The sequence below is a fragment of the Mycobacterium sp. UM_11 genome (assembly GCF_001414075.1).
Classification (GTDB): Bacteria; Actinomycetota; Actinomycetes; order Mycobacteriales; family Mycobacteriaceae; genus Mycobacterium.
Genome location: NZ_LATC01000001.1, coordinates 25,154 through 49,957 on the forward strand (window position 1 = coordinate 25,154; position 24,804 = coordinate 49,957).

Genomic DNA, 24,804 nt, shown 5'->3' on the forward strand with positions numbered 1-24,804 from the left:
CCATGAGCGGACCCATGGCGGGCGTACGCGTCCTCGAGGTTGCCCAGTGGACCTTCGTGCCGGCCGCCGGAGCGGTGCTGGCGGACTGGGGCGCCGACGTAGTGAAGATCGAACATCCGCGCACCGGCGATGCCCAGCGGGGCCTACGTCAGCTCGGCAACGTACGGATCGCCGGCGACCGCAACCCCGTCATGGAGCACGCGAACCGCGGTAAACGATCCGTCGCCCTGGATATCTCGACACCGGCCGGCCATGAATTGCTGATGGACATTGCCCGCACGAGCGACGTGTTCCTGACGAACTTCTTGCCCGACGCCCGTGCCAAACTGCGGATCGACGTCGACGACATGCGGACGGCGAATTCCGACATCATCTATGTGCGGGGCAGCGCATACGGACCGCTCGGCGACGAGGCGGGCATCGGTGGCTACGACATGACGGGCTTCTGGAGCCGAGGCGGTAGCGCGGCAAGCGTCACCCCGCCCGATATGGCTGGCGTTGTCGCACAACCCGGCCCGGCGTACGGAGACTCCATGGGCGGCATGACAATTGCCGGCGGAATCGCTGCGGCGCTGTTCGCGCGTGATCGGACCGGTGAGGCCAAGGTCGTGGATGTGTCGCTGCTCGGAGTGGGGGTATGGGCGATGGGGGTGGCCGTCAACGCCGCGCTGATCTCTGGAGAGCCGTGGCAGGCCAACCCCGCCGGCGCCAACGTCGCCCCGCACAATCCGCTGGTGGGCTTCTACCGCACCGGCGACGGGCGTTATATGGGATTGTCGATGATGCAAGGTTTCCGCTATTGGGCGGACTTCTGTGCGCGGGTCGGGCTCCCCGAGCTTGCCACCGACGAACGCTTTGCCAGCCACGAGCTGCTAACCCGCAACGCGGCGCAGGCAACTGCGATCCTGCGCGAGGTGCTTGGGAGCCAAACCCTCGAGCACTGGCGCAAAGCGCTGACCGGTTTCGAAGGGCAATGGGCGCCCGTACAGAACACGATGGATGTCGCGGCAGACGAGCAGGTGAGGGCAAACGGCGTCATCGCGCCCATCCAAGGGAGCGACGGTGTCCTCGAATTAGTCTCGAGCCCCGTGCTCTTCGATCAGACACCGTTTACCCTCGGCCCGACACCGGAGTTCGCCGAACACACCGAAGCGCTGTTGCTCGAAGTGGGCAAGGACTGGGACGACATCATCGCCCTCAAGGACAGCGGAACCATCGCGTGACCCCGATGACCTTCATGGCCTGACGGCGAAAGAGCCAACAACGGAGGAAGCAGATGAATCGAGTCAGCGGCAAAGTAGCGGTCGTCACGGGCGCCGCGCGCGGCCAAGGACGCAGTCACGCAGTCCATCTCGCCGACGAGGGTGCCGACATCATCGCCGTTGACATCTGCGACGACATCGCGACCAACGACTACCCGATGGCACGCAAGAGCGACCTCGACGAGACGGCGAAGTTGGTGGAGAAGGCAGGCCGGCGCGTCGTCACCGCGGTGGCCGACGTGCGGGATCGGGCGGCCCTGAAGAAGGCGATCGACGACGGCGTCGCCCAACTGGGCGGGCTGCATGTCGTCGTCGCCAACGCCGGCATCTGCCCGCACGGAGAACACAAGGGGTATCCGGCGTTCCGCGACGTGCTCGACGTGAACTTTCTCGGCGTGGTCAACACCGTCAACGCCGCGTTTGACCATCTGGACACCGGCGCGTCGATCATCGCCACCGGCTCGATCGCCGGACTGGTCTCCCAACACGATATGTTCAACGGTGGCGGCAACGCGGGTCCCGGCGGGCTCGGCTACGGTCTGGCCAAGAAGTTCGTCCGCGACTGGGTCAAATCCATGGCGATGACGCTGGCGGCGCGCGAGATACGCGTCAACGCCGTGCATCCGACGAACGTCAACACCGCGATGATGAACAACCCGATGATGTACAAGACGTTTCGGCCTGACCTGGAGGCTCCGACCCACGACGATGCCTTTGTGATCTACCCGATGCTGCAGGCGATGCCGGTGCCCTGGGTGCAGCCCGAGGACATCTCGCACGCCGTGGTCTACCTTGCCTCCGACGAATCGCGATACGTCACCGGACTGCAGATGTTCATCGACGCCGGCGCCGCGCTGAAAATGGGTTTCTGACCTCACCTGACATGACACCCGATGAGGCGGTACGAAGCTGGCTCGAGAGTCACCTCGGGCCCGTGCGAGCCTTCGAGCGCCAACCACGTTGGCGTCCTGCCTGGTTCGCCGACGTCGAACGTGACGGCACAATCATGCCGCTGTATGTGCGCGGCGACCGCGCGGGCATGGACTTCTCCTTGTCCACCTATCGGGAAGCGGCCGTCCTTGAAGCCCTGGAGAAGCAAGGAATTCCAGTTCCGCACATTCACGGCCGGATTGACGCACCACCGGCCATCGTGATGGATCGCCTGCCCGGCGCCACCAATCTGTCAACCTCGCCGAGCGCAGCAGAGCGCAACTCGGTCATCGATGAATACATGGAAATCCTTGCGCGGATCCATCGGCTGGATCCGGGTGAATTCTCCGCCGTCGGACTCAAACTACCCAAAACTCCTCAACAGCAAGCGTTGTCGATCTTCGAAGAGTCCGTCGCGCGGTACCGGTCTACCAAAAAGCGCCCGGAACCGTTTCTGGAATTCGGCATCGGCTGGATCCGCCGCCACGTTCCCGCGCATCGATTCGACCCTCGCTTTGTCCTGGGCGATCCCGGACAGTTCATGTTCGCCGACGGGCGCGTGACCGGACTGCTCGACGTCGAACTGGCCTACCTCGGCGACACCGCGCATGACCTCGCAGGGCTGCGCCTGCGCGACATCTCCGAGCCCTTCGGCGACCTCGAGCGCGCGTTTCGGCGCTACGAGGAGGTCTCTGGCGTAGAACTGGACCTGCCGGTGGTCGAGTTCCACACCGCGCAGTTCGCGCTCACCACGCCTCTCTCGTTGGTGATGATCGTGCACAACCCTTTTCCGATGAGTGACTTGCTGCAATATGAGGAGTGGTTTCAGCAATGCTCGCTCAACGCCGTCGAAGCAATGGCCGCAGTCGAGGGCATCGCCCTCGGCGATTACCGACTTCCGCAGGCGGCAGATGTCCGGCACGGCGGCCTTATCGACGCATTGGCGCCCATCATCGAGGAATTGCCCGCCGAGACCGAAGTTGAGCGCTTTCGCCGCCATCAAACCGCGCAAACCGCACGCTACGTCGCCGACCTCTGCCGGCAAGGCCCCGCAATCGAATCCGAAGACCTCGACGATCTCAAACGCCTGCTCGGCTCCCGCTACCCGGACTGGCGCGCGGGGGACGAGGCGCTGGAGGCATTCGTCTTGCGCGCACCCGAGAACATGGATGCCGAACTCATTCGGCTGTTCCACCGCCGCATCATGCGGCAAATGCGTTTACTGGAACCGGTTCTGAACCGCGCAGGCGGCGTGTACCCGCTGACGCCCCTGGCCCGCTTACTCGGCCGCTGACGCCCGCGTGGAAGGAGGCTACCGGGCGGCCAGCTCCAAACGCTTCCGACGCCGAACCAGGATGCTGGGCAGCCAATCTCCGACGTCACACGCGTCGATCCAGGTGGTGCGGTCCAAAAGCATCTTGAACACGATCTGGGCCTCCAACCTTGCCAGGGCAGCCCCGACGCAGAAGTGCACACCCTTGCCGAACGTCACATGCCCTTTCGCGTTGCTGCGGTCGAGACGGAATTCGTCGGCCGACTCGAAGTGCTCGGGATCGCGGTTGGCCGCTCCCCATAAGAGAAGCAAATGCGCATTCGCTGGCACTTCCACCCCACCGAGTGTGGTGTCGCGCCACACATGGCGGTAGTGCCCACGGAACGGCGGCTCGTAGCGCAGAACCTCTTCGATGAAAGCGCCCAATAATTCCGGACTTTCACGGAGCCGCTGTTGGACCTCGGGGCGGTCGGTGAGAATCCATGCCGCACTGCCCAACAACGAGGCGGTCGACTCGCCGGCGGCACTGAACAGCGTGAGCATGATGCTCATCGCCACGGCCTGGTCCACCTCGCCGGAGGCGTAGCGAGCGGCCATGTCCGGTATCAATCCGGATTTGTCCGCGGTATCAGCCTTCTCGAAATGCTCCATGACGTACTCGGCCAGTTCGAACGCCGCAGCCCCGGCCTCCGCGAGCTGCGCCTCGGTGACAATCCCGTCGAGAAGGGTGGTGGTGGCGTAACCCAGCCGGATCAGCTTGTCGACATCGGCGTGGGGCAGGCCCAGCAATTTGGCGACCACCATCATCGGAAGCCGGTTCGCCACCGCGCTCATCCACTCGATGCGTCCGTGGCGCAGGTTCTCCTCCCACAGGCGCTCGGCGGTCTTCGCGGCGAATTCCTCGATGATCCGCACCCTGCGCGCGGACAGGTGTGGGAGCAAGATCTTGCGGTGCAGCGCGTGCGCCGGATCATCGGCAGTGGCCAGGGCGTGGGCGGGGCTTCCCGCCTCCATCATCGGCAACGCTGCGATGCTGCCGTCCTCGCGGAAAATCATGGTTGCCGTGAGATTGGACGAAAAGTCATCGACCCGACTGACGGCCTCGATCACCGCGTCCCAGCCACACACGGCATAGAAGTCGGAATCGGCGACGCGATGCACCGGAGCCGTCGCGCGCATCCGGTCATACATCGGATACGGATCCTGCAAAGCCTCGGCACCGAAGAAATCGACCGGGTCGCTCAAGACCGCCATAGACCCAGGCTGAATGTGACCGTCGGCGCGGTCAATAGCGCGAGGAAAGGTTGATAAGCCTCCCGTCGCGCCATCCGTGCACCCCAAACCCCTTGCGCGGGAGGACCAGCGCGTTAGCCTGAGAATTGTTGCTGAAAATTCTCAGGCTGAGGGAAGCGCCTGTGAGCTGTACACGGAGGGTTGCATGGCACAGAACGACTGGCTGGTGGGCCGGGATCGCCGCAGCGCAGCCGCCGAACGGATATATGCAGCGGCCGCCGATCTCATCTCGCACGTGGGATACGACGAGTTCACCATCGAGAGCCTCGCCGAAGCGGTCCACTGCTCACCGGCGACGATCTACCGGCACGCCGGCGGAAAGGCGGCCATCAGAGACGCAGTGGTTGCTCTCCAGGCGAGCCGCATCGTCGACACCGTGCGCGAGGCCATCAAAGACCTGACCGGCCGCGAACGAGTGGTGACGGCCACCATCCTGGCTTTGCAGCGCATGCGCTCTGATCCATTGGCTCAGCTCATGCAGACGGCGCCGATGCCGCGCAGCGAGTGGCTCACGAACTCCCCCGCTGTCACCGCACTCGCCTACGACATGCTCGGATCCGACGATACAGATCCCCTTGCCGCCCAATGGCTTATCCGGGCCTTCCTGGCGCTGTGGTGGTGGCCGGTGAGGGACCCCGCCGACGAACGCGCCCTCGTCGAACGCTTTCTCGGCCGGTCTTACGGAGACTCCAGCTGAGGGCCGAATCATCGACCCAGCACGGCCACCACGCAGGACCCACCGCCGCCCATCGCCTGGGCGAGTCCGACCCGGGGATCGGCGACCTGTCGCGAATTCGCCTCTCCGCGAAGCTGACTCACCACCTCGGCGACTTGGGCCAGTCCCGTCGCACCGAACGCATGCCCGCGGGCAAGGCAGCCGCCGTCGGTGTTGGTCGGCAGCCTGCCTTTGGATCCCAATCCGCCCGACAGGACGAGTTCGGCGGCGTCCTTGACATCGACGAGGCCGAGCGCGATCAGCGCGGTGACCTCTTCGCTGGCGCACATGTCATGTAGGGAGACCACTCCGACGTCGTGCGGCCCCGCCTGCGCCGCGTTGAACGCGCGCCGAGCGGTCAGCGCGATTTGCGAAGGCGGACCGACGCACGGACCGGCCAGTGGCCAGCCCGGGTCGCGGGGCCAACTCGTCTGCTCAATCGCGTTGATCCCCACGGATCGGGGCCGCTGCCCGGCGGTTACGACGATCGCCGCGCCGCCGTCGACCGACGCGTGACACATCATCTTGGTGAGCGGCTCGGCCACCATCCGGGCCGACATCACCTGCTCGACGGTCACCTCGTGGTCGTTGCGCCGCGCCGCCAGCGGATTGAAACGAGCCTGGTTGTACGACTTTGCCGCGACGCCTCCGAAAACCTCGGGCCCGCAACCTGTCTCATACAGCCACCGATTCGCCTCGATGGCGTAGTGGATCTGGGGCGGAAAGGAATCCCAGAAGTCGACCGCCGCCGGCACCACGCCGCCGGGTTCCAGCGCCGTGGTCTTCTCGTAGCCGATGGCCAATGCGGTGTCACAGCGACCGGAGGCCACCGCCCACACGGCGTGCCGCAGGGCGACCATGCCTCCCGCCGAGGCGCTCTCGATAGCGGTCACCGGAATACCACTGCGGCCCAGGCGAAGTGCCACCTTGAGGCCGGTCTGGGGCGGCGCCATCGAGGAAGATGTAAACACCTCGCCCACAGCGTCATAGCCGATACCCGCATCGGCGAGGGCGGCCTCGGCGGCCGCCACGCCCAGCGCTGTCAGCGCGGTATCGGCTTGTTTACCGAACGGTGTGAGGCCGATACCGGCGACGTGCGTGCCTGTCATTCTGATTGCGCCTCGAACAGGGTGATGCGGTTGTCCTCCAACGTCTTTTCGACGACCCGGCCGGCTGTGCCCGGCGCCGGACGCGGCCCGGACACCAACACTTGTAGCCGCCCGTCAGAGGTGTCGACCCAGGCGACGCTGTAACCGTCCTGACCGTACCCGGGGATCGGTGACTTTCCCGGAACGAAGGTCGAAGCCCACACGGTCGCGCGGCGATCATCCGACATTCGTCATACCTCCTTCGTGCGCGTTCGCGTTGCCCAGGGCGGGCGGCGGCTTGAGCGGGATGGGGCCGTGACCGACGAATCGCCATGGCAGACCAACTAGGCGGGCGGTTCCGATGTCCGGGTCGGGGTGCGCGATCTCGGGGAAGAATCCGCGAACCGCCAGATGCGGGTCGGCAACCAGGTCCTCCGCCCGCTGCACCGCTGCGGCGCGCACCCCCGACCCGCTCAGGCGCGCGGCCACCTTGTCGGCCGACGCGGCAGCAACCAGGTCCGCCAGCTTCTCGGCCACCGTGGGATGCCGCGAATCATCGGATACCGCAGTGATTTCTGCGAGCCGTTTCCACTCATCGGGTTCGGCGATTTCAACGGCGACCCAACGGCCGTCGGCGGCGCGGTAGACGCCGCGATGCGCCGCATCGCCGATGTCTGAGCTACCGGAAGCGGAGGCCGCCGTGACGAACTCGGCCACGGTCGACGCGACGACCTCCGCCATGGAGAGATCGATGACGGCGCCGGTGTCACGCGCGGGCCCGACCGCCCACGCGGCGATCACCGCCGCCGCCACCACCGAGGACAGCGGGTCCGCGATCACCGTGCCCAGCCGCGCCGGTGACCCGTCCGCGCCCGTGGTCAGCCCCGCTAGCCCCCCGTAAGCCTGAACGTTGTTGGCGTAGACGCGATATCCGGCCATGGGCCCGTCGGATCCGAAGCCGGAGACCCGAACGGCGAGTCTGCCCGAACCGGCCACGGCGGTGGGCTCCACATTGAGCCTGGCAAGTCGCGCGCTGCCGACGTTTTCGATGAGGACATCAACGTCCGACAGCGCCGCGGCGACGTCGTTCACCGCGCGAGCCGGATCGATCAACAGGCTTTGCTTGGAATGGTTGGCGACGGCGAAATACGCACCCCGTTCGACGCCGGGCCGCCCCGCGGCGAAGGGGCCGGTACGCCGATAAATGTCAAGGCGATCGGGATCTTCGAGCCGCAAGACCCGTGCTCCCATGGCGCCGAGCAGCGCCCCGATGATCGGCCCGGCCAGGACGTGAGTCAGCTCGGCGACCCGTAAATCGCTCAGACGACCGGTACGGCGGCGATCCGCCACTCCCCCGCCGTAGGTGAGCCACGGCGGTTCGAGCAGGCACAGGGCGACCCCGCCAAGATGTGCCGCGGACACCGCGTCGCGAAACACGAACTGCGGCGAGGTCACAATTTCTTGAGGCGTGTTCACCGGTGTGGACGGCACGCCGTTGGCCTGAAGTAGGGCCGCACAGCCTTCTTTGTCGCGCGTCGCGGCCCACGCCGCCATGTGTCGGTTGATCAGATCGGCGTGATCGATGCGCGACTGTCGTTCGTCGAGTCCCGTGGCCCAGGCCGGATGGCCCAGCGCCGCAAGCAGACCCCGCCACTGGTGGTTCTCGACCGCCGTGATGCGGACCATTCCGTCGCGACAGGGGAACAGTCCCGACGGCGCGAGATAACGGCCGCTGCCCGCCCGCCCGGGACACCCGTACAGCGCGTGGGCGCATTCCGGCAACGCAGCGGTGAACGCGACCGCCTCCTGCACCGACACGTCGACCAGCACCGAACTGTGGCTGTCGTTGCGCCGATCGAGGCCATGCAATGCCGCGAGCGCGGTTACGGCTCCCGCCGCCTTCAGCGCGACATAACCGGGCGCCGGGACCGGTGCTCCGTCCGACCCCTCGATCGTGGCGAGCATGCCGCCGGCGGCCTGCGCGACGAGCTCGCCGCCGGGCTGCGACGAGCGCGGCCCGTCAATGCCGAACGGATTGACCGTCACGACAACCGCGTTCTCGGCGGCGGGTGGTGCGACGGCGGCGCCGTGGTCGACGATCACGATGTCGTGTTCGTCGATGAATGCCGAGAGGTTTGTCGGTGGGTCGACGATGCGCTTGCCGCGATCGAGGGTGAGGTCCACCGCCGCGACCGGTCCGGCCGGGGTATCGATCACGGGCCCGGCCCGGTGAGGCGGGCAGGCACCAACCACCTTCGTCGTTTCCGCGCCGAGGCTGGCCAGCAGTGCCGTGGCGGCCGAACCGGCGATTCCGTCACCGAGTTGGAGCACCCGCACACCCGATAGGAAAGGCGTGTCGCCCTCTCGATTCACGTCACACTCTCCCGGTCTCGGTCGCCCGGGTGACGCGCCGTCAGCCACCGCGTGGCCACCTCTCGGTGGTAGGCGCGGGTGCCCAGGTTCGCCGCCGCGCTCGCCGCGCGGCGGAGGTAAATGTGCGCATCGTGCTCCCACGTGTACGCGATGCCGCCGAATACCTGGGTGGCGCCCTCGGGCACGGCACGCAGCGCGTCGATGCCCCAGAAGGCGGCGAGGGAGCCCAGTGCGGGGGCCTCGGGATGCCCATGTTGGCACGCGTCGGCGGCTCGATTGACGAGCGCCCGCCCGATCTCGATCGCGCACCGCTGATCGACCAGGCGGTGTTTGATCGCCTGGAATGCGCCGATCGGGCGGCCGAACGCGACGCGCAGCTTCGCGTACTCGGTTGCTCCCTCGTTGGCGGCCGCCGCAATGCCAACCAACTCGGCCACCCGGCCGATCAGGCCGCGCAGCGCGGCTTCACCGTGGCGGCGGGCCGCACCCGGCCCAGTCTCGAGGATCTGAATCGGCGTATCGCTCAGCGTGATTCGTGCGCCGGGATTGTGATCCAGGGGCGTCACCGGCTCGCGCACCACGCCCGCCTCCGCAGGGTCGACAACCCCGAGCACGGCGGACTCGCCATCGCCCGCGCAGACCAACAACTTGGTTGCGACCGCACCGAACGGCACGAGCGGCCACACTCCGGAGACGCCCGCCGCGGTGCGCTCTCCGCGCTCGGGTAGCAGCAGACCGATCCCGTCGGCGCAGCGGTTCTCGCACCATCCCGCGGCCGCCGCCATCGCAAGCGGGACTGGGGCCGACGCCACGCCGGCGGCCTCGGCCAGCACGCACAGATCACGGAGCCCGCCCCCTCCGCCCTCGGCGGCCTGGCTAACCAAGACGTCGGCCCACCCGGCCTCGACGATCGTCTGCCACAGCTTCGGGTCGAACACCGGGCCGGGGCCATCAAGCAGACTCCGAAAAGAGCTGGCAGACCACACCTTTCGAAGGGCGCCATCGGCCGACGCCCGCAACTGCTCGAGTTCGGCCGCGCTGCGTGCGAGTTCGCTCAGCGACGACGGGCCATCAGGGGTCACGCGGCAACCCCAACAGCTTCTCGGCGATCACGTTGCGCTGGATCTCCGATGTGCCCGCGCCGAATGTTGCGGCCCGCATCAGCAGGTAGCTCTGTGCGACGTTGCCATTCTTCGTCGCCCCTACCGAGCCGCGCTCCAGGGTTCCGGCGTCTCCGGCGATTTCCAGCCCGAAATCGGCCATCGCCTGGTCGACCTCCGAGGTCATCAGCTTGGCCACCGATGCTTCGGGTCCGGGATTGACACCCCGGATGCCGGCGGCCGTTGCCTGCGCGGCAATTTGACGCAATGCCTCTACTCGCGCGGCGAACCCGACGATCCGATCGGCCACGTAGCCGTCGCCGCCCCGGCCCTCGTGTCCCAGCGCCCCCTGCTCCTGCGCCATCCGGACGAGAATCGCCAGCCGCCGTTCGATGCGGTGGGTGCGGCTCTGGCCCACCCGCTCGTAGCCCAGCGTGGATTTGGCGACCTGCCAACCGCCGTGCAGTGGCCCGAGCACATTCGCGAGCGGCACCCGGACCGAATCGAAGAACACCTCGTTGAACTCCGCCTGCCCGGTGATCTGGCGGATCGGGCGCACCTCGATGCCGCTCGTGTCAAGGGGCACAAGGATGTAACTGATTCCTCGATGCTTGTCCGCTGCCGGATCGGTGCGCGCCAGGATGTAGATCCAGTCGGCGTACTGGGCCTTGGACGTCCAGATCTTTTGGCCGGTGATGACCAACTCGTCACCGTGAATCTCGGCCCTGGTCTTCAGAGCGGCGAGATCACTACCCGCGTCGGGCTCGCTGAAGCCCTGGCACCAGACTTCCTCGCCCGAAAGGATTTTGGGCAGGTAGCGTTGGCGTTGCTCGTCGGTACCCCACTGAATGATGGTGGGGCCTAGCTGATTGACGGCGCTGCGGTTGATGGGCTCCGGGGCGTTCGCGGCGGCCATCTCGGCGTTGAAGATGAGCTGTTGCACGGGGGTGGCGGCGCGACCGCCGAACTGCACGGGCCAGGAGATCGCGGCGAGGCCGGCGTCGTGAAGCCGGCTCTGCCACAGCAGCATTCGGTACAGCCGGTCAGCCTCGGCGCGGCTGGAGCCCCGAACGTCGTCCGTCAGTGCCGATGCCACGAAGGCGCGGACCTCGTCGCGGAACTGCCGATCGGGCTCGGTGAGGACGACCCCGTAATCCGGTTCGGTCACGCCCCACCGCGAAGGATCGACGCCATCCGTACCTTCATGTCGCCGTAGGTGATTGCCGTGGCGCCGGCTTTCGGTGCGCGTCCGGCATCGACTTTCGGCGCCGAGAGATCAAGGCCGGCGATCCTTCCCCGCAGCGCCGCGACGGTGCAGTTTTCCCTGCCGCGTCGCTCGACGCCGGTGTAGCCGAAGGCGCGAGCCGCATTACGCCAGGTGATCGCCTCGACCTCGTCGGGCGTGCAGCCCTCCAGCTGGGCGGCGAGCTGCTCGGGGGCATCCGGCCAGCTGCTGTCCGAATGCGGGTAATCCATCTCCCAGCAGATGGTCTCCACCCCGATGCGCTCCCGCATCTCGATGCCGACCCGGTCGCGGATGAAGCACGACATGAAGTTGCGACGGTAGACGTCCGTCGGGGTCAGCCCGGCGCCGAGGTCGTCGCCGGTCCACGCCCGTTGGCGCGAGTAGATGTCCTCGAAGCGCTCCAACAGGAATGGGATCCAGCCGATGCCGCCTTCGGACAGCGAGAACTTGATGGACGGAAACTTGGTTAGCACCGGAGAGAACAACAGATCGGCGGTGAACCGCTGGGTGTCCAGGGGGATCATCGCGTTGTACGCGAGGTAGGTGGTCAGGTCGGACGGCACCGGCATCCCGCCGCCCGTCCCGATGTGGATGTTCACCACGGTGTTTTCCTCGCACAGCGCCTCCCACAGTGGGTCCCAGTGCGGATCCTGCCAGGGGGGCTGCCCGTAATTGCCGATGTGCTGAGGCGCCGTCACCGCTCGACAGCCGCGCCCAGCCAACCGGCGCACCTCGCCGGCGGCCAGGGCGGGGTCCCATAGGGGCAGGATTCCCATCGGGATGAACCGGTCGGGATGCCGCCCGCACCAGTCCTCGATGTGCCAGTCGTTGTAGGCGCGCACCATCGCCTCGGACACGTCGCGGTCGCCGCGGTACGTGAACAGCGCGCCCGAGATGGTGGGGAACGACGGGAAACACAGTGACGCAAGGACACCCGACGCGTCCATGTCGTTGACCCGCGCGTCCACGTCGTAGCACCCGGCCCGCATGTCACTGAACCGTGACGGCTCGAATCCCCATTCGTCGTTGGGCCGACCCGCGACCGCGTTGAGCCCGATGTTCGGCAGCTGCAAACCGTCGTACACCCAGAAACACACGCCGTCGGCGTCCTCGACGATGCGCGGGGCGTCCTCGGCGAAGCGACTGGGCACCCGGCCGACGAACATGTCCGGCGGTTCCACGGTGTGGTCGTCGACGCTGATCAGTACCAGATCGAGAGGATCAATCACTTGAAGAATCCTAAACTATTATACATTTTCTGTCTAAGTGTTCTATCGGGGTTCGCGGGATAACGCGAAGTCCTGAACCCAGCCCGCCATCAAGCCGTACACCGACTCCATGGCGTCGCGCGCGGCGGCATCGTCACCGGTGGGCTCGTAGTCGATGTCCCAGACCACGATTGATTCCCCGGCGGCATCCGCGCTCCCGGTTACGGTGTTCACCGCCACGAAGCGGCTGACCGGCATTGGATTGTTGGTGATCTCATACGACAGCGCGCGCTCGTCGGGCTTGATCCAGATGAGGGTCTCGATGACCGGCTTCTCGGTGCTCGCGGCGATGAACCGCCGCATGCCGGGCCCTTCGCCCTCGACCCTGACATCGCTGGGCCCAGGGATCCAGTCGACGTTGCCGAAGTCGGCGAGAACGGCCCAAACCGTGTCCGGTGGCGCGGCGAGCCGCTTGGTGACCGTGAATGTTGGCATTCGCTGACGGTATCACCAGATGTGACAGTTGATCGACTAGTGTACTTATGTACCGTCGATCGCGAAGGAGGGCGTATGGGCACCGACGCCACCGCTCAGGGCGAATTCGAGGTCGATGAGGACTGGGTCCGCTATGAGGTTGTTGAACCCCACATCGCGCAGATCACCATCAACCGGCCCGACCGGCGCAACGCCATCCTGTCGCCCGGAATGCATCGCCTCTTCAAGGACCGACTCGACCGCGCGGAAGACGACGATCAGGTCAAGGTCGTCCTGCTGTTGGCCGAGGGTAAGGACTTCTGTAGCGGCGACGACGTGCGCCGGCTCCCGGTGGAAGAGGCGGGACTGCGCAAGGGCGAGCGACTGCCGCAGACCGCTCGCCTGGGCAACGCCCGGCGCCTGCACCGGCACTTGACCAACTGGCTGGAGTTTCCGAAGACGGTGATCGCCGGCTGCCAGGGTGCCACGCTGGGTGCCGGGATGAATCTGGCCCTGGCCGCCGACATTCTGCTCGTCTCCGATGACATGTACCTCGCCCGCCCCCAGGCCCGGATCGGGTTCGCGGGCTTCTCCACCGCCATGCCCCTCGCGCTGCTCAAGCTCGGACCCAACCGGGGCTACGAGGCGATGATCACCGGCCGCAAGGTCACCGCAACCGAACTACGCGAGTGGGGGGTCGCCGCGTCGGTGGTACCCGCCGAGCGGCTCCGCGACGAAGCGTTGCGGTATGCCCGCGCAATCGCTCACCACTCGGCCGACGGCCTGATGGTGGGAAAGCACGCTCTGATCGCGTTTTGGCACGCCGTCGGCATGGCGCAGTTCGGGGACTGGGTCCCGATGGGCCACACGGTGTTCAGCAACCTCGTGTGGCGCGACGACGAGTTCAACTTCATGAAGGAACGCAGTACCCGCGGCGGCCGGGAGGCGATGGCCGAGTTGGAACGCCGCTATGCCGAGTGGGGGTTCGAGTAAGCGATAGCTAAACAGCTATACAGATATTGTTTGTATGTTCTGTATGCTCGTCTTTGACGCGAGGCCACGAGGAGTTGGGTGACGATGGGTGTGTTGGACGGACGGACCGCGTTGGTGACGGGGGCCGGGCGGGGAATCGGCGCCGCGGTGGCCGAGGGCTTGGCGGCCGAGGGCGCGACGGTCCTGGTGTCCGATGCGGGCGTCGGCGTCGACGGGACCGGACACGACTCCAGTCCGGCCGAAAGCGTCGCGGCGGCGATTACGAGCCGTGGCGGCAAGGCTTTCGCCGATACCACCGACATCACCGACTTCGCTGCGTGCGCGGATCTCATCGGCCGCGCCGCCGAGACGCTCGGGGGCTTGGACGTCGTGGTGAACGCGGCGGGCATCCTGCGGGACGGCATGGTCTTCAAAATGAGCGAGCAGGACTGGGACGCGGTGGTGTCCGTGCACCTAAAGGGAACGTTCAACGTCACGCGTCACGCGGCCGCCTGGTGGCGGGAGAACCGGGGCGGCCAGTACCGGCTGATCACCTTCACATCCATGTCGGGCTTGCAGGGCGCGCCGAGCCAGCCGAACTACGCCGCGGCCAAGATGGGCATCGTCGGCCTGACCTTCTCGTGCGCCAACGCGCTGCGCAACTACGGAGTGCGCTGCAACGCGATCGCACCGATCGCGGGCACTCGGATGACGCAGGGCATCAAGGGCGGCGGAAGCATGGATTACTCGGACTCGAACGTTCGCCTTTCGCCCAAGAATTGCGTCCCGCCGGTCGTGTATCTGGCCAGCGAGCAGTCCGACTGGCTCAATCGGCGGGTGATCTTCGCCGGCAACGGCCGGATCAGCCTGATGTCCAACCCGGTCGTCGAACGCGAAATCGTCTCGGCGTCGGGAACCTGGGATATCCCCACCGCCTTCGCCGAGATCGAAACGTCGTTCAAGGAAGCCGTGCTATATCCGAACATCTTTGACAAGCCACCGTCCAGCTGAGCCGACCGAAGAGCCTGACAATGACCGAGCTTGCCACCGAACGCGTGCCCCAAAAGTTCGCCTGCGGTGAGACTTTCGTGCCCAAGAGCCGGTACATCGACCCGGAATTCCTGAACCTCGAGCTCGAGCGATTGTTCACCCAGGTATGGCAGCCCGCGTGTCGCGAAGAAGAAGTACCGGACGCCGGCTGCTTCTACGAGTACACGATCGGCCGGCAGTCCATCGCCGTGGTGCGCCAGAAGGACGGCAGCATCAAGGCATTCCACAACACCTGCGCCCACCGCGGCATGAAGGTCGTCCGCGGGAGCGGTTGCTCGCCCAACAAAGAGCTGCGCTGCGAATTCCATGGCTGGCGTTATGAATTGGACGGCCGGTCCTCCTTCGTCCCATGTCGCGACGAATTCGCACCGCGCCCCCGCCAGCAGTGGGGCCTGCGTCCCGTCGCGGTGGGGACGTGGGGTGGCTGGGTGTTCGTGAGCATGGCCGAGGACCCGCCGGATCTGCTCGAGTGGCTGGATCCGCTGCCGACCGCGCTGGCGCCATTTCGGTTGCAGGACATGCGTTACCGCTGGCGCAAGCGCACGTTCCTGCCGGCGAACTACAAGACCGTTATCGACGCCTTTATCGAGGGCTACCACACGCCCGGCACCCATCCGCAGACGCTGCGATCGGCCGAAGGGCCGCGGCCGTCCGCGAACCCCGCATCACCCCAGGAATACGTCTACGCTCCCTACACCCCGACCATCACCTATAAGAACCACTCGCGGTTCGTCTACACGCAGCGTCCCGAGCATGCCGGCCGCGACAAGGGTCGCCAGGAGCAGGCGGCGCGACCCGAGGTGTTCGCGAATTCGATGAAATACCAATACCTCGAGGTCGGGTCGCTGGTCACCGAGCGTGACTACCGGGCCGCGCAAAAGCTGGCCGCGATGGAGCCCGGCGACATCCCACCCTTTGTTCTGTACCACCAGATGTGCGAGGAACTCGCCCGCGCCGAAGGCGTTGACTTCCCGCGGATGTCGATGGAGCAATACTTCGCGGGGAACGGCGACTGGCATGTGTTTCCCACCATGGTCATCCTGGTCGAGAAGTCCTGCCTGCTGGGATACCGCATGTTGCCCGACGCCGAAGACCCGAATCGGTGCACGTTCGAGATGTTCTCGCTGGAGCATTTCGCGCCCGGCGAGGTGCCCGAGACGCAATGGCAGGTCATCGAGCGGTGGCAGGACCACGACGGCTGGGGCGAGCTGCCCTCACAGGACCTGAGGAACATCGGCGCCATCCACGCGGGCATGCACTCGGCCGGGTTCGACGGTCTTTGGCTCAACACCGCCCAGGAGATGTCCATTCGCAACGAGCATGCGATCGCCGACAGGTTTCTTTTCGGTGCCGACGGTGACAGGTAGACGGTGCCGGCAGCTGCAGATGGTGTCGCAAGTTCACATCCTCCCGGCGGCACTCAGGGCCTGATCCCGTAACCCTCACCGTCGTCGGCCAGATAAGTCACCTCGTACCAACGTCGCGGTGGCTGCGCGCCGGTGTCGTACTCGTCGGTGGGGGTCGCGCGATCGAGCCGGACGTCGGTCAACAGCGGATTGTTCGCGCGGACATAGTCTTCCAGCTCGGCGAGCAACGCGTCGCCCGTCAGGGTCGTATCCGCGAGCGCCCTACCTTCGCGCTTCGCCCAACTCACGCGTTACATCTTGCCCCGAGGGGCGGTCGCGACGCGATTGGCTAGGTGGCAATCCGCCCGTCGAGCACGATGCCCAAGCGGACGGCGCCGTCCCTGCGGTGCACACCCTCGATGCGCACCTCGATGTCCGGCCGCCGCGGCTTGCCGGCGGTCGAGGCGGCCGGGTTCTGGAAGGTGATCATCCTCGATCTCCTCTCTCACTGCGCCCCCGCTTCATCAAGGGTGCGCTTGGTTTACCCACTATTCGGGGTGCGACACGGTCACGATTAGGGCAAGACGGTGTGCATCAGCATCACGTCGTACGCCGACCACAACGACAGGTTGAAGTACAGGTCTCGACCCGACGACCAGGGGTGAATCATCGGCGCGTAGATGCCGCCGGGCATCGAGAACGACGACACGAGTGGCTGCTCGGGGCTCCACGGTCCCTCCGGCGTCGGCGCGGTCCGCGCCACCACGTCATTGCTGCCGCCGTTGGTGTAGAGCACCAGGTACTGCTTCAGATAGTTGTTGTACTGGGCCGACATCTCGCCCACCGGACCCGGGAAGATCGGCGTCGCCGCCCCGGGGTTGTTGGGCACCCAATGGCCGCCGTTGTCACCGTTCCAGTACTGGTACTTGGTCAGGTCGGGCAGCTGCCCCGGGGGCACGCGCGACAGGAACGCCGCGCCGCCGCGCCCGGACGGGGTGCCGAACTGATACAGGTAACCGTCGTTGCCCTTCATGAAGGCGCCCATCTGGAAGTTCTCGTTGCCGGGGGTGTACCCGGCTCCCGGGATGGCGTCCGGGGAGGCCGTACGGATCGAGGTGGGGAAGATCCCCCAGTTCTGGCCGTTGTCGTTGGACCTGGCGATCGCCGAGTAGTTCGTGCTCCATTCGCCGTCACGGCCCCACTGCCGGATGGACATGTAGCTCATGTACTGCGTCCGGCCGATCGAGATGCCGGCGGTCGGGATGATCCCCGTCTCGTGCGCCGCCTTGTGGATGGTGTTGACCACCTGCTTGGACAGGCTCGTCGCCCACACCGGCGAACCGGAGTAGCGGTCGTTGGGGATGCCGTCGGCGATGTGGATCCCGTGCGACAGGTCATGGTCCGAGCTGCGGAACAGGGTGTTGTAGCGCCACTGCTGGCCCTTGACCTTGCAATAGCCGAAGGTGTCGCCGAAGGCCATCAGGACCTGGCGATTCGCGGGATCGCCGTTGTCCCAAGCGATCCCGAGGTCGGTACCCGAGATGCTGAAGCGTTGCAGGGTCTTGTTCGGGCCGTCGGGGCCGGTCACCCAGTCGACGAGCGACGTCGGCGCCCCCGCGATGGAGGGCGGCGGCGCCGGCGCCGGCTGCGGCGGCGGGACCGGGGCGGCGTTGGGCTGCAGCTGACCGGCGTTCGGCGGCTGCGGCAGACCGGGGGCGGGCGGGTTCGGTCCGGGTGGCAGGACCTCGGCCTGCGGCCGCATCGGGGCGACCTGGCGACCGGGAGTCGTCGGTTTGAGGAACTGGGAGATCAGCGGGCCCAGCCTGGGCAGGGGCGCCTGGTCATTGGTGTGGGACGGCCTGCGGCCGGTCGGCGGCTGGACCACCGGTTGCGGTGCGGGCACCGCGGGCTGCGCGGCCGGTGGGTCGATGTTGGCTTCCGGGGCGCCGCAGGGGGTGGCGTTCGCCGACGGCGCCGGGCCGACCACGTAGACGAGCCCGACCGCGGCCGCCGACGCCATCGAGAGCGACACACTTCGAAGAATCGCCGACATGTAACACCTTTCGAGCGGCGGGACACCGCATTGACGTCCGCAGTTGGCTCATGTGACGATAGTGATCAGCGCGGCTGTTGTGACTAGTGATGCGACGATAGGTACGTTTCCGTGACCGTGTCGCAACGAGGCCGATCCCGCCGTCGGCTGGTTTGCTCCAGTCTTGTTTGCGCAGACAGCCCCCACCGAGCCGGTTTCCTGCGCCGGTCCCCCGCGTTATCGCTGCAAGGCGGGCGCCGAGCCGGTTTCCCGCGCCGGTCCCCCGCGTTATCGCTGCAAGGCGGGCGCCGCAACGAAGGCCCGAAGCCCGTCGGGACCCCGTGCGGTCAGCACCGGGGCCGAGTACGCTCCCGTCGTTGGCCGGGTTCGGCAAACGCCGACGTAGGCCTCGCGGCCCGCCAAGGAGGGCGACCGATGCGTGATGCCGTGCAGGACAAGCCGTTCGGAGGCCAGGCGTATCTTCGCCGGGTGGTCGCCGCGTCCATGGCCGGCACGGTCGTGGAATGGTACGAATTCTTCCTCTACGGGACCGCGGCCACCCTGGTCTTCAGCAAGGTGTTCTTCCCGCGCGGCGGCAACGAACTCGACGCGATCCTGGCCGCGTTCGTGACCTATGCGGTCGGCTTCGCCGCCCGTCCGCTCGGTGGCATCGTCTTCGGCCAGCTCGGTGACCGCCTCGGGCGCAAGAAGCTGCTGCAGCTCAGCCTGCTGCTGGTCGGCGTCGCCACCTTCGCCATGGGCTGCCTGCCCACCTACGCCCAGATCGGCTACTGGGCCCCCACGCTGCTGGTGGTGCTCCGCTTCGTCCAGGGCTTCGCCGTCGGCGGCGAATGGGGCGGGGCCGTCCTCCTGGTCGCCGAGCACAGCCCCAGGGCCAGCCGCGGTTTCTGCGCGAGCTGGCCGCAGGCCGGCGTGCCGGGCGGCAACATGCTGGCGACCGTGGTGCTGCTGGTGCTCACCTCGACGCTGCCCGACGCGGCGTTCCTGAGCTGGGGTTGGCGCGTCGGCTTCTGGCTTTCCGCGGTCGTCGTTCTGATCGGTTACTACATCCGCACCAAAGTGACGGACGCACCGATCTTCTACGAGGCGCAAGAACAACCCCAAGCCCTCGTTGCCAACCGGTTCGGCGTTGTCGAGGTGGTGAAGCGTTACCCACGCGGCGTTTTCACCGCCATGGGCATGCGGCTGGGCGAAAACACCATGTACTACCTGGTGGTCACCTTCTCCATCACCTATCTCAAGGTGCACGTGCACGCCGACACCAAGGCCATCCTGTGGTGGCTGCTGGCCGCGCACGCCGTGCACTTTGTGGTCATTCCGCTCGCCGGCAGCCTCAGCGACCGATTCGGTAGGCGCCCAATCTATTTCGTCGGCGCCCTCGCAGCATGCAGCTGGGGTTTCTTCGCCTTCCCGATGATGGACAGCGGACACCACGCGATCATCCTGTCCGCGATCGTAATTGGACTCGTGTTTCATGGGCTCATGTACGCGGTCCAGCCGGCGGCGATGGCCGAGATGTTCCCGACCCGGATGCGGTATTCGGGGGTATCGCTGGGCTACCAGGTGACATCGATAGTGGCGGGCTCGCTGGCGCCGATCATCGCGGTTCGCCTGCTCGAGACCTACAGATCCGCGGTGCCCATCGCCTGGTATCTGGCGGCGACCGCCGCGGTCAGCGCGCTGGCCGTCCTGGCCGCGGCCGAGACGAAGGGCGTCGACCTGGCCGCGATCGACCTCGCCGACGCCCACCACCCGAAGGCGGGCCCGGAGCCCACCGAACTCGTGGAGGGGGCCGCCTGAACCCCGGCGCCGAACGAGGTTGTGTCCGCATGTTTGTGTACGGCCGTACGGGGCAATGTTCCATGAGAGGCGCACGCGTCGGCCGGCCTTCGCGTTCGCCTAGGTCCCGTCGGTTCAGCCCGAGAGCCGACGGGGCCGCCCTCTTTTTGGCGAACCCTTCCCCTCGACCGCTCGCGGATACGCCTGAACCACGGGGCGATCCAGGAGTACCGTGCGGCGTATGGATGGCTCGTCAAGCGTGTGGATCCTGGGCGGTTGGCAAACCGATTTCGCTCGCAACCTCACCAAGGAGGGCCGCGACTTCGCCGCCCTGACCGCCGAGGTCGTCGAGGGGACGCTCGCCTCGGCGAAGGTGAACGCCGCCGACATCGAGGTGGTGCACGTAGCGAACGCCTTCGGCGAGATGTTCGCAAGCCAGGGCCACCTCGGGGCGATGCCGGCCACGGTGTGCGCCGACCTCTGGGACACGCCGGCGTCCCGGCACGAGGCGGCGTGCGCGTCGGGCAGCGTCGCGACGCTGGCGGCGATGGCCGATCTGCGGTCGGGCGCCTATGGCACGGCACTGGTGGTGGGGATCGAACTCGAGAAGACCGTGCCCGGTGACACCGCCGCCCAACACCTGGGTGCCGCCGCATGGACGGGACACGAGGGAGCCGGCGCGCGGTACCTGTGGCCGTCGATGTTCGCTGAGGTCGCCGACGAGTACGACCGGCGCTACGGCCTGGACGACGCGCACCTGCGGGCCATCGCGCAGCTGAACTTCGCCAACGCCCGGCGCAACCCCAACGCCCAGACCCGCGCGTGGACCGTCCCCGACCGCATCACCGACGACGACGCGACGAACCCCGTCACCGAGGGCCGACTGCGACGCTACGACTGCAGCCAAATGACCGACGGGGCAGCGGGATTGGTCTTGGTCGGCGATGCCTACCTGCGCGACCATCCCGACGCGCGACCCATCGGCCGCATCGACGGCTGGGGGCACCGCACGGTAGGGCTTGGACTGCGACAGAAACTGGACAGGGCGGCGGACGACCCATACGTCCTTCCGCACGTGCGGGCGGCGGCGCACGACGCGTTGCGGCGCGCGCGGCTGACCCTCGAGGACCTCGACGGGTACGAGGTGCACGACTGCTTCACCCCCAGCGAGTACCTGGCCATCGACCACATCGGGCTGACCGGCCCCGGCGAGTCCTGGAAGGCCATCGAAAACGGTGAGATCGAGATCGGCGGCCGGCTTCCCATCAACCCCAGCGGCGGGCTGATCGGCGGCGGCCACCCGGTCGGGGCCTCGGGCGTGCGCATGCTGCTCGATGCGGCCAAGCAGGTCAGCGGTGCGGCCGGCGACTATCAGGTGGAGGGGGCCAACACGTTCGGCACCCTCAATTTCGGCGGCAGCACCGCAACGACCGTGAGCTTTGTTGTCAGCGCGGCGGAGGGGGCCTGACATGGACGTCGAGATCGTCGGCAAGTTCCTGTCCACGCTGCCCGAGGACGACGACCACCCGTACCGGACCGGGCCCTGGCGCCCGCAGACCACCGAGTGGGACGCCGACGACCTCACCGCCGTGCAGGGCGAACTCCCGCGCGACCTGGACGGCATCTATCTGCGCAACACCGAGAACCCGCTGCACCCGGCGCTGAAGACCTATCACCCGTTCGACGGCGACGCCATGCTGCACATGGTCGGCTTCCGCGACGGGAAAGCCCTCTACCGCAACCGTTTTGTCCGCACGGACGGGTTTCTGGCGGAGAACGAGGCCGGCGAACCGCTGTGGCCGGGGCTGGCCGAGCCGGTGCAACTGGCCAAGCGTGACGAGGGCTGGGGCGCCCGCACCTTGATGAAGGACGCGTCGAGCACCGACGTCATCGTGCACCGGGGCGTCGCGCTGACCAGCTTCTACCAATGCGGCGACCTGTATCGCGTCAACCCATACTCCGGCGAGAACCTGGGCAAGGAGAGCTGGAACGGGCGCTTCCCGACCGATTGGGGGGTGTCCGCGCACCCGAAGGTCGACGGCAAAACCGGCGAATTGCTGTTCTTCAACTACAGCAAGCGGGACCCGTACATGCGCTACGGCGTCGTCGACCAGAACAACGAGCTGGTCCACTACGTCGACATCCCGCTGCCCGGGCCCCGCCTACCGCACGACATGGCGTTCACCGAAAACTACGTGATTCTCAACGACTTTCCGCTGTTCTGGGACCCCAGGCTGCTCGAGCAGGACGTGCACGCGCCGCGGTTCTACCCCGACATCCCGTCCCGTTTCGCGATCCTGCCTCGCCGCGGCGGCACCGACGAGATCCGTTGGTTCGAGGCGGACCCGACGTTCGTGCTGCACTTCGTCAACGCCTACGAGGAGGGCGACGAGATTGTGCTCGACGGTTTCTTCGAGGACGATCCCTCCCCCGCCGACACCGGTGGATCGAAGTGGGACAGGCTGTTTCGCTTCCTCGCGTTGGACCGCCTGCAGTCGCGGCTGCACCGGTGGCGTTTCAACCTCGCCACCGGTGCCGTGCGCGAAGAGCGGTTGTCGGAGTCGATCACCGAATTCGGCACCATCAACCCCGATTACGCCGCCGGCGACTACCGCTACGCCTATGCCGCCACCGGCAAGCCGGGCTGGTTCCTGTTCGACGGTTTGGTCAAACACGACCTGCGCACCGGAGGCCAGCAGGCGTTCTCCTTCGGCGACGGGGTCTACGGAAGTGAAACGGCGATGGCGCCACGCGTCGGCGCCACCGGCGAGGATGACGGTTATCTGGTCACCCTCACCACCGACATGAACGCCGACGCCTCCTACTGCGTGATCTTCGACGCGGCCCGGCTCGAAGACGGGCCGGTGTGCAAACTCCAACTGCCGGAACGCATTTCCAGCGGAACCCATTCGACGTGGGCGCCCGGCGCGCAGCTGCGGCGCTGGGATACCGCGGAGTCGGCGGCGAGCGCGGTGGGGCTGTGATGGACGAGCACCGGCGCCACCGCACGCACTGGCCGGCGCAGCTGGCCTCGATCGGCGGCATCCGCTTCGCGCGCCGGTCGGCCAACTTCAAAGAGACCGTGCGCTTCTACCGTGAGCTCGTGGGGCTGCCGCTGTTCGAGACGTTCGGCGAAAGCTACGGCAGCAACGGCGCGATCTTCGGCCTGCCCAGCTGGAACCTGACGCTGGAGATCGTGGAGTCCACCGAACCCGTCGCGGTGGACCATCACGAACAGCTGTGCCTGTACTTCCCCGACCGGCAGGCGCAGCAGGCGGCGATCGCGCGGCTGCAGGAGGCCGGCCTGGAACCCACCGAGCAGCACCCGTACTGGGAGGCGACGGGCGCGGTCACCTACCGCGACCCCGATGGCCGCGAAATCGTGTTCGCGCCCTTCGTGTTCGGCGTCAACGAGCCAAGCGACAGCGCCGCCTCGGGCACGCACGAGTTCCCGTCGAACTAGCGCCCGGACCGACCCGACACCAGGGCCGCGACGACCGCCGCGATCGAGCACACCACCGCCCCGGCCTCCGCCACCGCGCCCACGTAAAGGCCATACTGCGCCGAGACCGGCGGATTGACGTTGAGCTTGTAGTACCACACCGTGAGCGCGACGATCAACAGCGAAATCAGAAGTGCGCCAACCGAAGCGAGCCGCACCGACAGGCCACGGCCGACCATCGCCCCGGTCACCAGCAGCGCCGAGGACAGCAAGACGATCAGCTGGCCGGCGCCGAACCCGCGGGGAAGTTCGAGGTTGCCGTGCGCGCCCCCGATGGCGTTGGCCCAGCCCCCGCCGTTGACCGCCGTCGTCAACCAGGGCAGCCACGCGCTGGCCGAGATCACCACCGCGAACAGCGCCACCAGCCAACCCGGGCGCAGAGTCATGTAAGCGAGATTAGCCGACCGGGGAGCGGCGATCGCGGCGATCAGTGGCCAACGCCGCCGTGTCCATTCATGCCCGGGTCGGGCCTGGTGAACACCGTCACGAAGTTCTGCAGCGACGCGTCGATGTCGCCGCGCAGCGCGGCCGCGACGATCATGCCGATCGGCCCGAACAGCGCCGGGCCGCCGAGGTGCACGTCGAAGCTGACGATGGAGCCCTCCTGCGCGGGCTGGACTTTGGCCATCAGCTTGACCTTGACGCCACCGACGCCGTCACCGTTGAGGGTCATGCCCTCCGGCGGCTTGTACCGCACCACCGTCCACTTGATCCGGTTGTACATGCCCTTGACTTCGACGATCGACTCCACGACCGTGCCCTTGTCGATGTCGTCGGGCAGTTTGCTGCGCCACACCCGGTGAATGGTCAGCCAGTCCTTGTACCGGGACAGGTCCGAGGCATGCTTCCAGGCCACCTCGGGGGGCAGCGGGACGTCGATGGATCCGGAGAGTTTCGCCATGAGCTCAGTTCTCGTTGTCGCCTTTTGCGGATTCGGCCGCCTTCTTGACCTCGTCTTGCACTTTGTGGATGGTGTCGGAGTACTTGCCCTGCGTCTTGTCGTCGACGAATTCGCCGGCCTTGTCGATGACCGTCTCGACCTTGTCGGCGTTCTGCGACAGCAGCTCTTTGGCCTTGTCCAGGAATCCCATGTACCCCGTCCTTTCCCCGCCGAAATCCTACTAACCCTTCGGGTCCGCG

Annotated in this window: 25 protein-coding genes; 11 read left to right on the top strand and 14 right to left on the bottom strand. The window is 66.8% G+C overall.

The genetic code is table 11. From position 1 onward, the window contains the following. The first annotated feature begins 2 nt into the window (after positions 1 to 2). The 3 genes from WU80_RS00135 to WU80_RS00145 all read left to right on the top strand — a co-directional run bounded on the left by WU80_RS00135 (position 3) and on the right by WU80_RS00145 (position 3,486). A complete protein-coding gene (locus WU80_RS00135) occupies positions 3 to 1,223 on the top strand; it encodes a CaiB/BaiF CoA-transferase family protein (protein WP_055404273.1) in 1,221 nt (406 codons plus the stop codon). 53 nt (positions 1,224 to 1,276) lie between these two features. Further along, the gene (locus tag WU80_RS00140; protein WP_055404272.1) at positions 1,277 to 2,134 is read left to right on the top strand and encodes a mycofactocin-coupled SDR family oxidoreductase; all 858 of its coding nucleotides are present in this window, start codon (positions 1,277 to 1,279) and stop codon (positions 2,132 to 2,134) included. Between the two features lie 62 nt (positions 2,135 to 2,196). After that, positions 2,197 to 3,486: a phosphotransferase family protein gene (locus WU80_RS00145; protein WP_197281285.1), complete on the top strand. Its 1,290-nt coding sequence runs from the start codon at positions 2,197 to 2,199 to the stop codon at positions 3,484 to 3,486. A gap of 18 nt (positions 3,487 to 3,504) precedes the next feature. Here WU80_RS00145 and WU80_RS00150 read toward each other — a convergent pair whose 3' ends face one another. Then, complete coding sequence (locus WU80_RS00150; protein WP_055404268.1) at positions 3,505 to 4,719, bottom strand: cytochrome P450; 1,215 nt, start codon at positions 4,717 to 4,719, stop codon at positions 3,505 to 3,507. A gap of 184 nt (positions 4,720 to 4,903) precedes the next feature. Here WU80_RS00150 and WU80_RS00155 point away from each other — a divergent pair, with 184 nt between their 5' ends. Next, a complete protein-coding gene (locus WU80_RS00155; RefSeq protein WP_055404299.1) occupies positions 4,904 to 5,455 on the top strand; it encodes a TetR/AcrR family transcriptional regulator in 552 nt (183 codons plus the stop codon). 8 nt (positions 5,456 to 5,463) lie between these two features. On the opposite strand, the gene WU80_RS00160 is transcribed toward WU80_RS00155, so the two are convergent. From WU80_RS00160 to WU80_RS00190, 7 genes are all read right to left on the bottom strand, one after another. Further along, the gene (locus WU80_RS00160) at positions 5,464 to 6,582 is read right to left on the bottom strand and encodes a thiolase family protein (protein WP_055404266.1); all 1,119 of its coding nucleotides are present in this window, start codon (positions 6,580 to 6,582) and stop codon (positions 5,464 to 5,466) included. Further along, complete coding sequence (locus WU80_RS00165; protein ID WP_055404263.1) at positions 6,579 to 6,809, bottom strand: hypothetical protein; 231 nt, start codon at positions 6,807 to 6,809, stop codon at positions 6,579 to 6,581. The genes WU80_RS00160 and WU80_RS00165 overlap by 4 nt, the downstream gene beginning before the upstream one ends. Next, positions 6,799 to 8,982, bottom strand: coding sequence for a CoA transferase (locus tag WU80_RS00170; RefSeq protein ID WP_231633703.1), 2,184 nt, complete (start codon positions 8,980 to 8,982; stop codon positions 6,799 to 6,801). Before WU80_RS00170 ends, WU80_RS00165 begins: the two co-directional genes overlap by 11 nt. Then, complete coding sequence (locus WU80_RS00175) at positions 8,931 to 9,872, bottom strand: acyl-CoA dehydrogenase family protein (protein WP_231633704.1); 942 nt, start codon at positions 9,870 to 9,872, stop codon at positions 8,931 to 8,933. The genes WU80_RS00170 and WU80_RS00175 overlap by 52 nt, the downstream gene beginning before the upstream one ends. Positions 9,873 to 10,005: 133 nt before the next feature. Continuing rightward, positions 10,006 to 11,202: an acyl-CoA dehydrogenase family protein gene (locus WU80_RS00180; protein WP_055405580.1), complete on the bottom strand. Its 1,197-nt coding sequence runs from the start codon at positions 11,200 to 11,202 to the stop codon at positions 10,006 to 10,008. After that, on the bottom strand, positions 11,199 to 12,509 hold the full coding sequence (locus tag WU80_RS00185; protein ID WP_055405579.1) for an amidohydrolase family protein: 1,311 nt from the start codon (positions 12,507 to 12,509) through the stop codon (positions 11,199 to 11,201). The genes WU80_RS00180 and WU80_RS00185 overlap by 4 nt, the downstream gene beginning before the upstream one ends. Before the next feature lie 42 nt (positions 12,510 to 12,551). Continuing rightward, on the bottom strand, positions 12,552 to 12,983 hold the full coding sequence (locus WU80_RS00190; protein ID WP_055405578.1) for an SRPBCC family protein: 432 nt from the start codon (positions 12,981 to 12,983) through the stop codon (positions 12,552 to 12,554). Positions 12,984 to 13,058: 75 nt separating this feature from the next. On the opposite strand from WU80_RS00190, the gene WU80_RS00195 reads away from it, so the two are divergent. The 3 genes from WU80_RS00195 to WU80_RS00205 all read left to right on the top strand — a co-directional run bounded on the left by WU80_RS00195 (position 13,059) and on the right by WU80_RS00205 (position 16,351). After that, the gene (locus WU80_RS00195; protein WP_055405710.1) at positions 13,059 to 13,955 is read left to right on the top strand and encodes an enoyl-CoA hydratase/isomerase family protein; all 897 of its coding nucleotides are present in this window, start codon (positions 13,059 to 13,061) and stop codon (positions 13,953 to 13,955) included. Positions 13,956 to 14,039: 84 nt separating this feature from the next. Then, positions 14,040 to 14,945 (top strand): SDR family NAD(P)-dependent oxidoreductase, encoded by a 906-nt coding sequence (locus WU80_RS00200; protein ID WP_055404159.1) that lies wholly within the window; start codon positions 14,040 to 14,042, stop codon positions 14,943 to 14,945. A gap of 20 nt (positions 14,946 to 14,965) precedes the next feature. Further along, on the top strand, positions 14,966 to 16,351 hold the full coding sequence (locus tag WU80_RS00205; protein ID WP_055404158.1) for an aromatic ring-hydroxylating dioxygenase subunit alpha: 1,386 nt from the start codon (positions 14,966 to 14,968) through the stop codon (positions 16,349 to 16,351). Positions 16,352 to 16,404: 53 nt separating this feature from the next. Here the strand turns inward: WU80_RS00205 and WU80_RS00210 are convergent, their stop codons facing one another. The 3 genes from WU80_RS00210 to WU80_RS00215 form a co-directional block, all read right to left on the bottom strand. Further along, complete coding sequence (locus WU80_RS00210; RefSeq protein WP_055404157.1) at positions 16,405 to 16,638, bottom strand: hypothetical protein; 234 nt, start codon at positions 16,636 to 16,638, stop codon at positions 16,405 to 16,407. A 41-nt stretch (positions 16,639 to 16,679) separates the two neighbouring features. After that, positions 16,680 to 16,820: a hypothetical protein gene (locus WU80_RS25730; RefSeq protein ID WP_156349630.1), complete on the bottom strand. Its 141-nt coding sequence runs from the start codon at positions 16,818 to 16,820 to the stop codon at positions 16,680 to 16,682. An 84-nt stretch (positions 16,821 to 16,904) separates the two neighbouring features. Then, positions 16,905 to 18,383, bottom strand: a complete 1,479-nt coding sequence (locus tag WU80_RS00215) for a DUF4185 domain-containing protein (RefSeq protein ID WP_055404156.1) — start codon at positions 18,381 to 18,383, stop codon at positions 16,905 to 16,907. Between the two features lie 414 nt (positions 18,384 to 18,797). On the opposite strand from WU80_RS00215, the gene WU80_RS00220 reads away from it, so the two are divergent. The 4 genes from WU80_RS00220 to WU80_RS00235 all read left to right on the top strand — a co-directional run bounded on the left by WU80_RS00220 (position 18,798) and on the right by WU80_RS00235 (position 23,625). Beyond that, positions 18,798 to 20,183 carry an MFS transporter gene (locus tag WU80_RS00220; protein WP_055404155.1) on the top strand — a complete coding sequence of 462 codons (1,386 nt, stop codon included), beginning with the start codon at positions 18,798 to 18,800 and terminating at the stop codon, positions 20,181 to 20,183. Between the two features lie 220 nt (positions 20,184 to 20,403). Then, positions 20,404 to 21,630: an acetyl-CoA acetyltransferase gene (locus WU80_RS00225; protein WP_055404154.1), complete on the top strand. Its 1,227-nt coding sequence runs from the start codon at positions 20,404 to 20,406 to the stop codon at positions 21,628 to 21,630. Position 21,631: 1 nt separating this feature from the next. Beyond that, the gene (locus tag WU80_RS00230) at positions 21,632 to 23,146 is read left to right on the top strand and encodes a carotenoid oxygenase family protein (protein ID WP_055404153.1); all 1,515 of its coding nucleotides are present in this window, start codon (positions 21,632 to 21,634) and stop codon (positions 23,144 to 23,146) included. Beyond that, the gene (locus tag WU80_RS00235) at positions 23,146 to 23,625 is read left to right on the top strand and encodes a VOC family protein (protein ID WP_055404152.1); all 480 of its coding nucleotides are present in this window, start codon (positions 23,146 to 23,148) and stop codon (positions 23,623 to 23,625) included. The genes WU80_RS00230 and WU80_RS00235 overlap by 1 nt, the downstream gene beginning before the upstream one ends. On the opposite strand, the gene WU80_RS00240 is transcribed toward WU80_RS00235, so the two are convergent. The 3 genes from WU80_RS00240 to WU80_RS00250 are packed head-to-tail and all read right to left on the bottom strand — an operon-like array spanning position 23,622 to position 24,755. Further along, positions 23,622 to 24,050, bottom strand: coding sequence for a hypothetical protein (locus tag WU80_RS00240; RefSeq protein ID WP_055404151.1), 429 nt, complete (start codon positions 24,048 to 24,050; stop codon positions 23,622 to 23,624). The two genes, WU80_RS00235 and WU80_RS00240, sit on opposite strands and share 4 nt — an antisense overlap. A 41-nt stretch (positions 24,051 to 24,091) precedes the next feature. Then, complete coding sequence (locus WU80_RS00245; protein WP_055404150.1) at positions 24,092 to 24,565, bottom strand: SRPBCC family protein; 474 nt, start codon at positions 24,563 to 24,565, stop codon at positions 24,092 to 24,094. Positions 24,566 to 24,569: 4 nt separating this feature from the next. Then, the gene (locus WU80_RS00250) at positions 24,570 to 24,755 is read right to left on the bottom strand and encodes an antitoxin (RefSeq protein ID WP_055404149.1); all 186 of its coding nucleotides are present in this window, start codon (positions 24,753 to 24,755) and stop codon (positions 24,570 to 24,572) included. Positions 24,756 to 24,804 lie beyond the last annotated feature (49 nt).

Excerpts from the sequence above, each read along its gene's own strand:
- WU80_RS00135 (WP_055404273.1), top strand. The coding sequence starts at position 3 with ATGAGCGGACCCATGGCGGGCGTACGCGTCCTCGAGGTTGCCCAGTGG.
- WU80_RS00140 (WP_055404272.1), top strand. The coding sequence starts at position 1,277 with ATGAATCGAGTCAGCGGCAAAGTAGCGGTCGTCACGGGCGCCGCGCGC.
- WU80_RS00150 (WP_055404268.1), bottom strand. The coding sequence starts at position 4,719 with ATGGCGGTCTTGAGCGACCCGGTCGATTTCTTCGGTGCCGAGGCTTTG.
- WU80_RS00155 (WP_055404299.1), top strand. The coding sequence starts at position 4,904 with ATGGCACAGAACGACTGGCTGGTGGGCCGGGATCGCCGCAGCGCAGCC.
- WU80_RS00160 (WP_055404266.1), bottom strand. The coding sequence starts at position 6,582 with ATGACAGGCACGCACGTCGCCGGTATCGGCCTCACACCGTTCGGTAAA.
- WU80_RS00165 (WP_055404263.1), bottom strand. The coding sequence starts at position 6,809 with ATGTCGGATGATCGCCGCGCGACCGTGTGGGCTTCGACCTTCGTTCCG.
- WU80_RS00190 (WP_055405578.1), bottom strand. The coding sequence starts at position 12,983 with ATGCCAACATTCACGGTCACCAAGCGGCTCGCCGCGCCACCGGACACG.
- WU80_RS00195 (WP_055405710.1), top strand. The coding sequence starts at position 13,059 with ATGGGCACCGACGCCACCGCTCAGGGCGAATTCGAGGTCGATGAGGAC.
- WU80_RS00200 (WP_055404159.1), top strand. The coding sequence starts at position 14,040 with ATGGGTGTGTTGGACGGACGGACCGCGTTGGTGACGGGGGCCGGGCGG.
- WU80_RS00205 (WP_055404158.1), top strand. The coding sequence starts at position 14,966 with ATGACCGAGCTTGCCACCGAACGCGTGCCCCAAAAGTTCGCCTGCGGT.
- WU80_RS25730 (WP_156349630.1), bottom strand. The coding sequence starts at position 16,820 with ATGATCACCTTCCAGAACCCGGCCGCCTCGACCGCCGGCAAGCCGCGG.
- WU80_RS00215 (WP_055404156.1), bottom strand. The coding sequence starts at position 18,383 with ATGTCGGCGATTCTTCGAAGTGTGTCGCTCTCGATGGCGTCGGCGGCC.
- WU80_RS00220 (WP_055404155.1), top strand. The coding sequence starts at position 18,798 with ATGCGTGATGCCGTGCAGGACAAGCCGTTCGGAGGCCAGGCGTATCTT.
- WU80_RS00225 (WP_055404154.1), top strand. The coding sequence starts at position 20,404 with ATGGATGGCTCGTCAAGCGTGTGGATCCTGGGCGGTTGGCAAACCGAT.
- WU80_RS00230 (WP_055404153.1), top strand. The coding sequence starts at position 21,632 with ATGGACGTCGAGATCGTCGGCAAGTTCCTGTCCACGCTGCCCGAGGAC.
- WU80_RS00235 (WP_055404152.1), top strand. The coding sequence starts at position 23,146 with ATGGACGAGCACCGGCGCCACCGCACGCACTGGCCGGCGCAGCTGGCC.
- WU80_RS00240 (WP_055404151.1), bottom strand. The coding sequence starts at position 24,050 with ATGACTCTGCGCCCGGGTTGGCTGGTGGCGCTGTTCGCGGTGGTGATC.
- WU80_RS00245 (WP_055404150.1), bottom strand. The coding sequence starts at position 24,565 with ATGGCGAAACTCTCCGGATCCATCGACGTCCCGCTGCCCCCCGAGGTG.
- WU80_RS00250 (WP_055404149.1), bottom strand. The coding sequence starts at position 24,755 with ATGGGATTCCTGGACAAGGCCAAAGAGCTGCTGTCGCAGAACGCCGAC.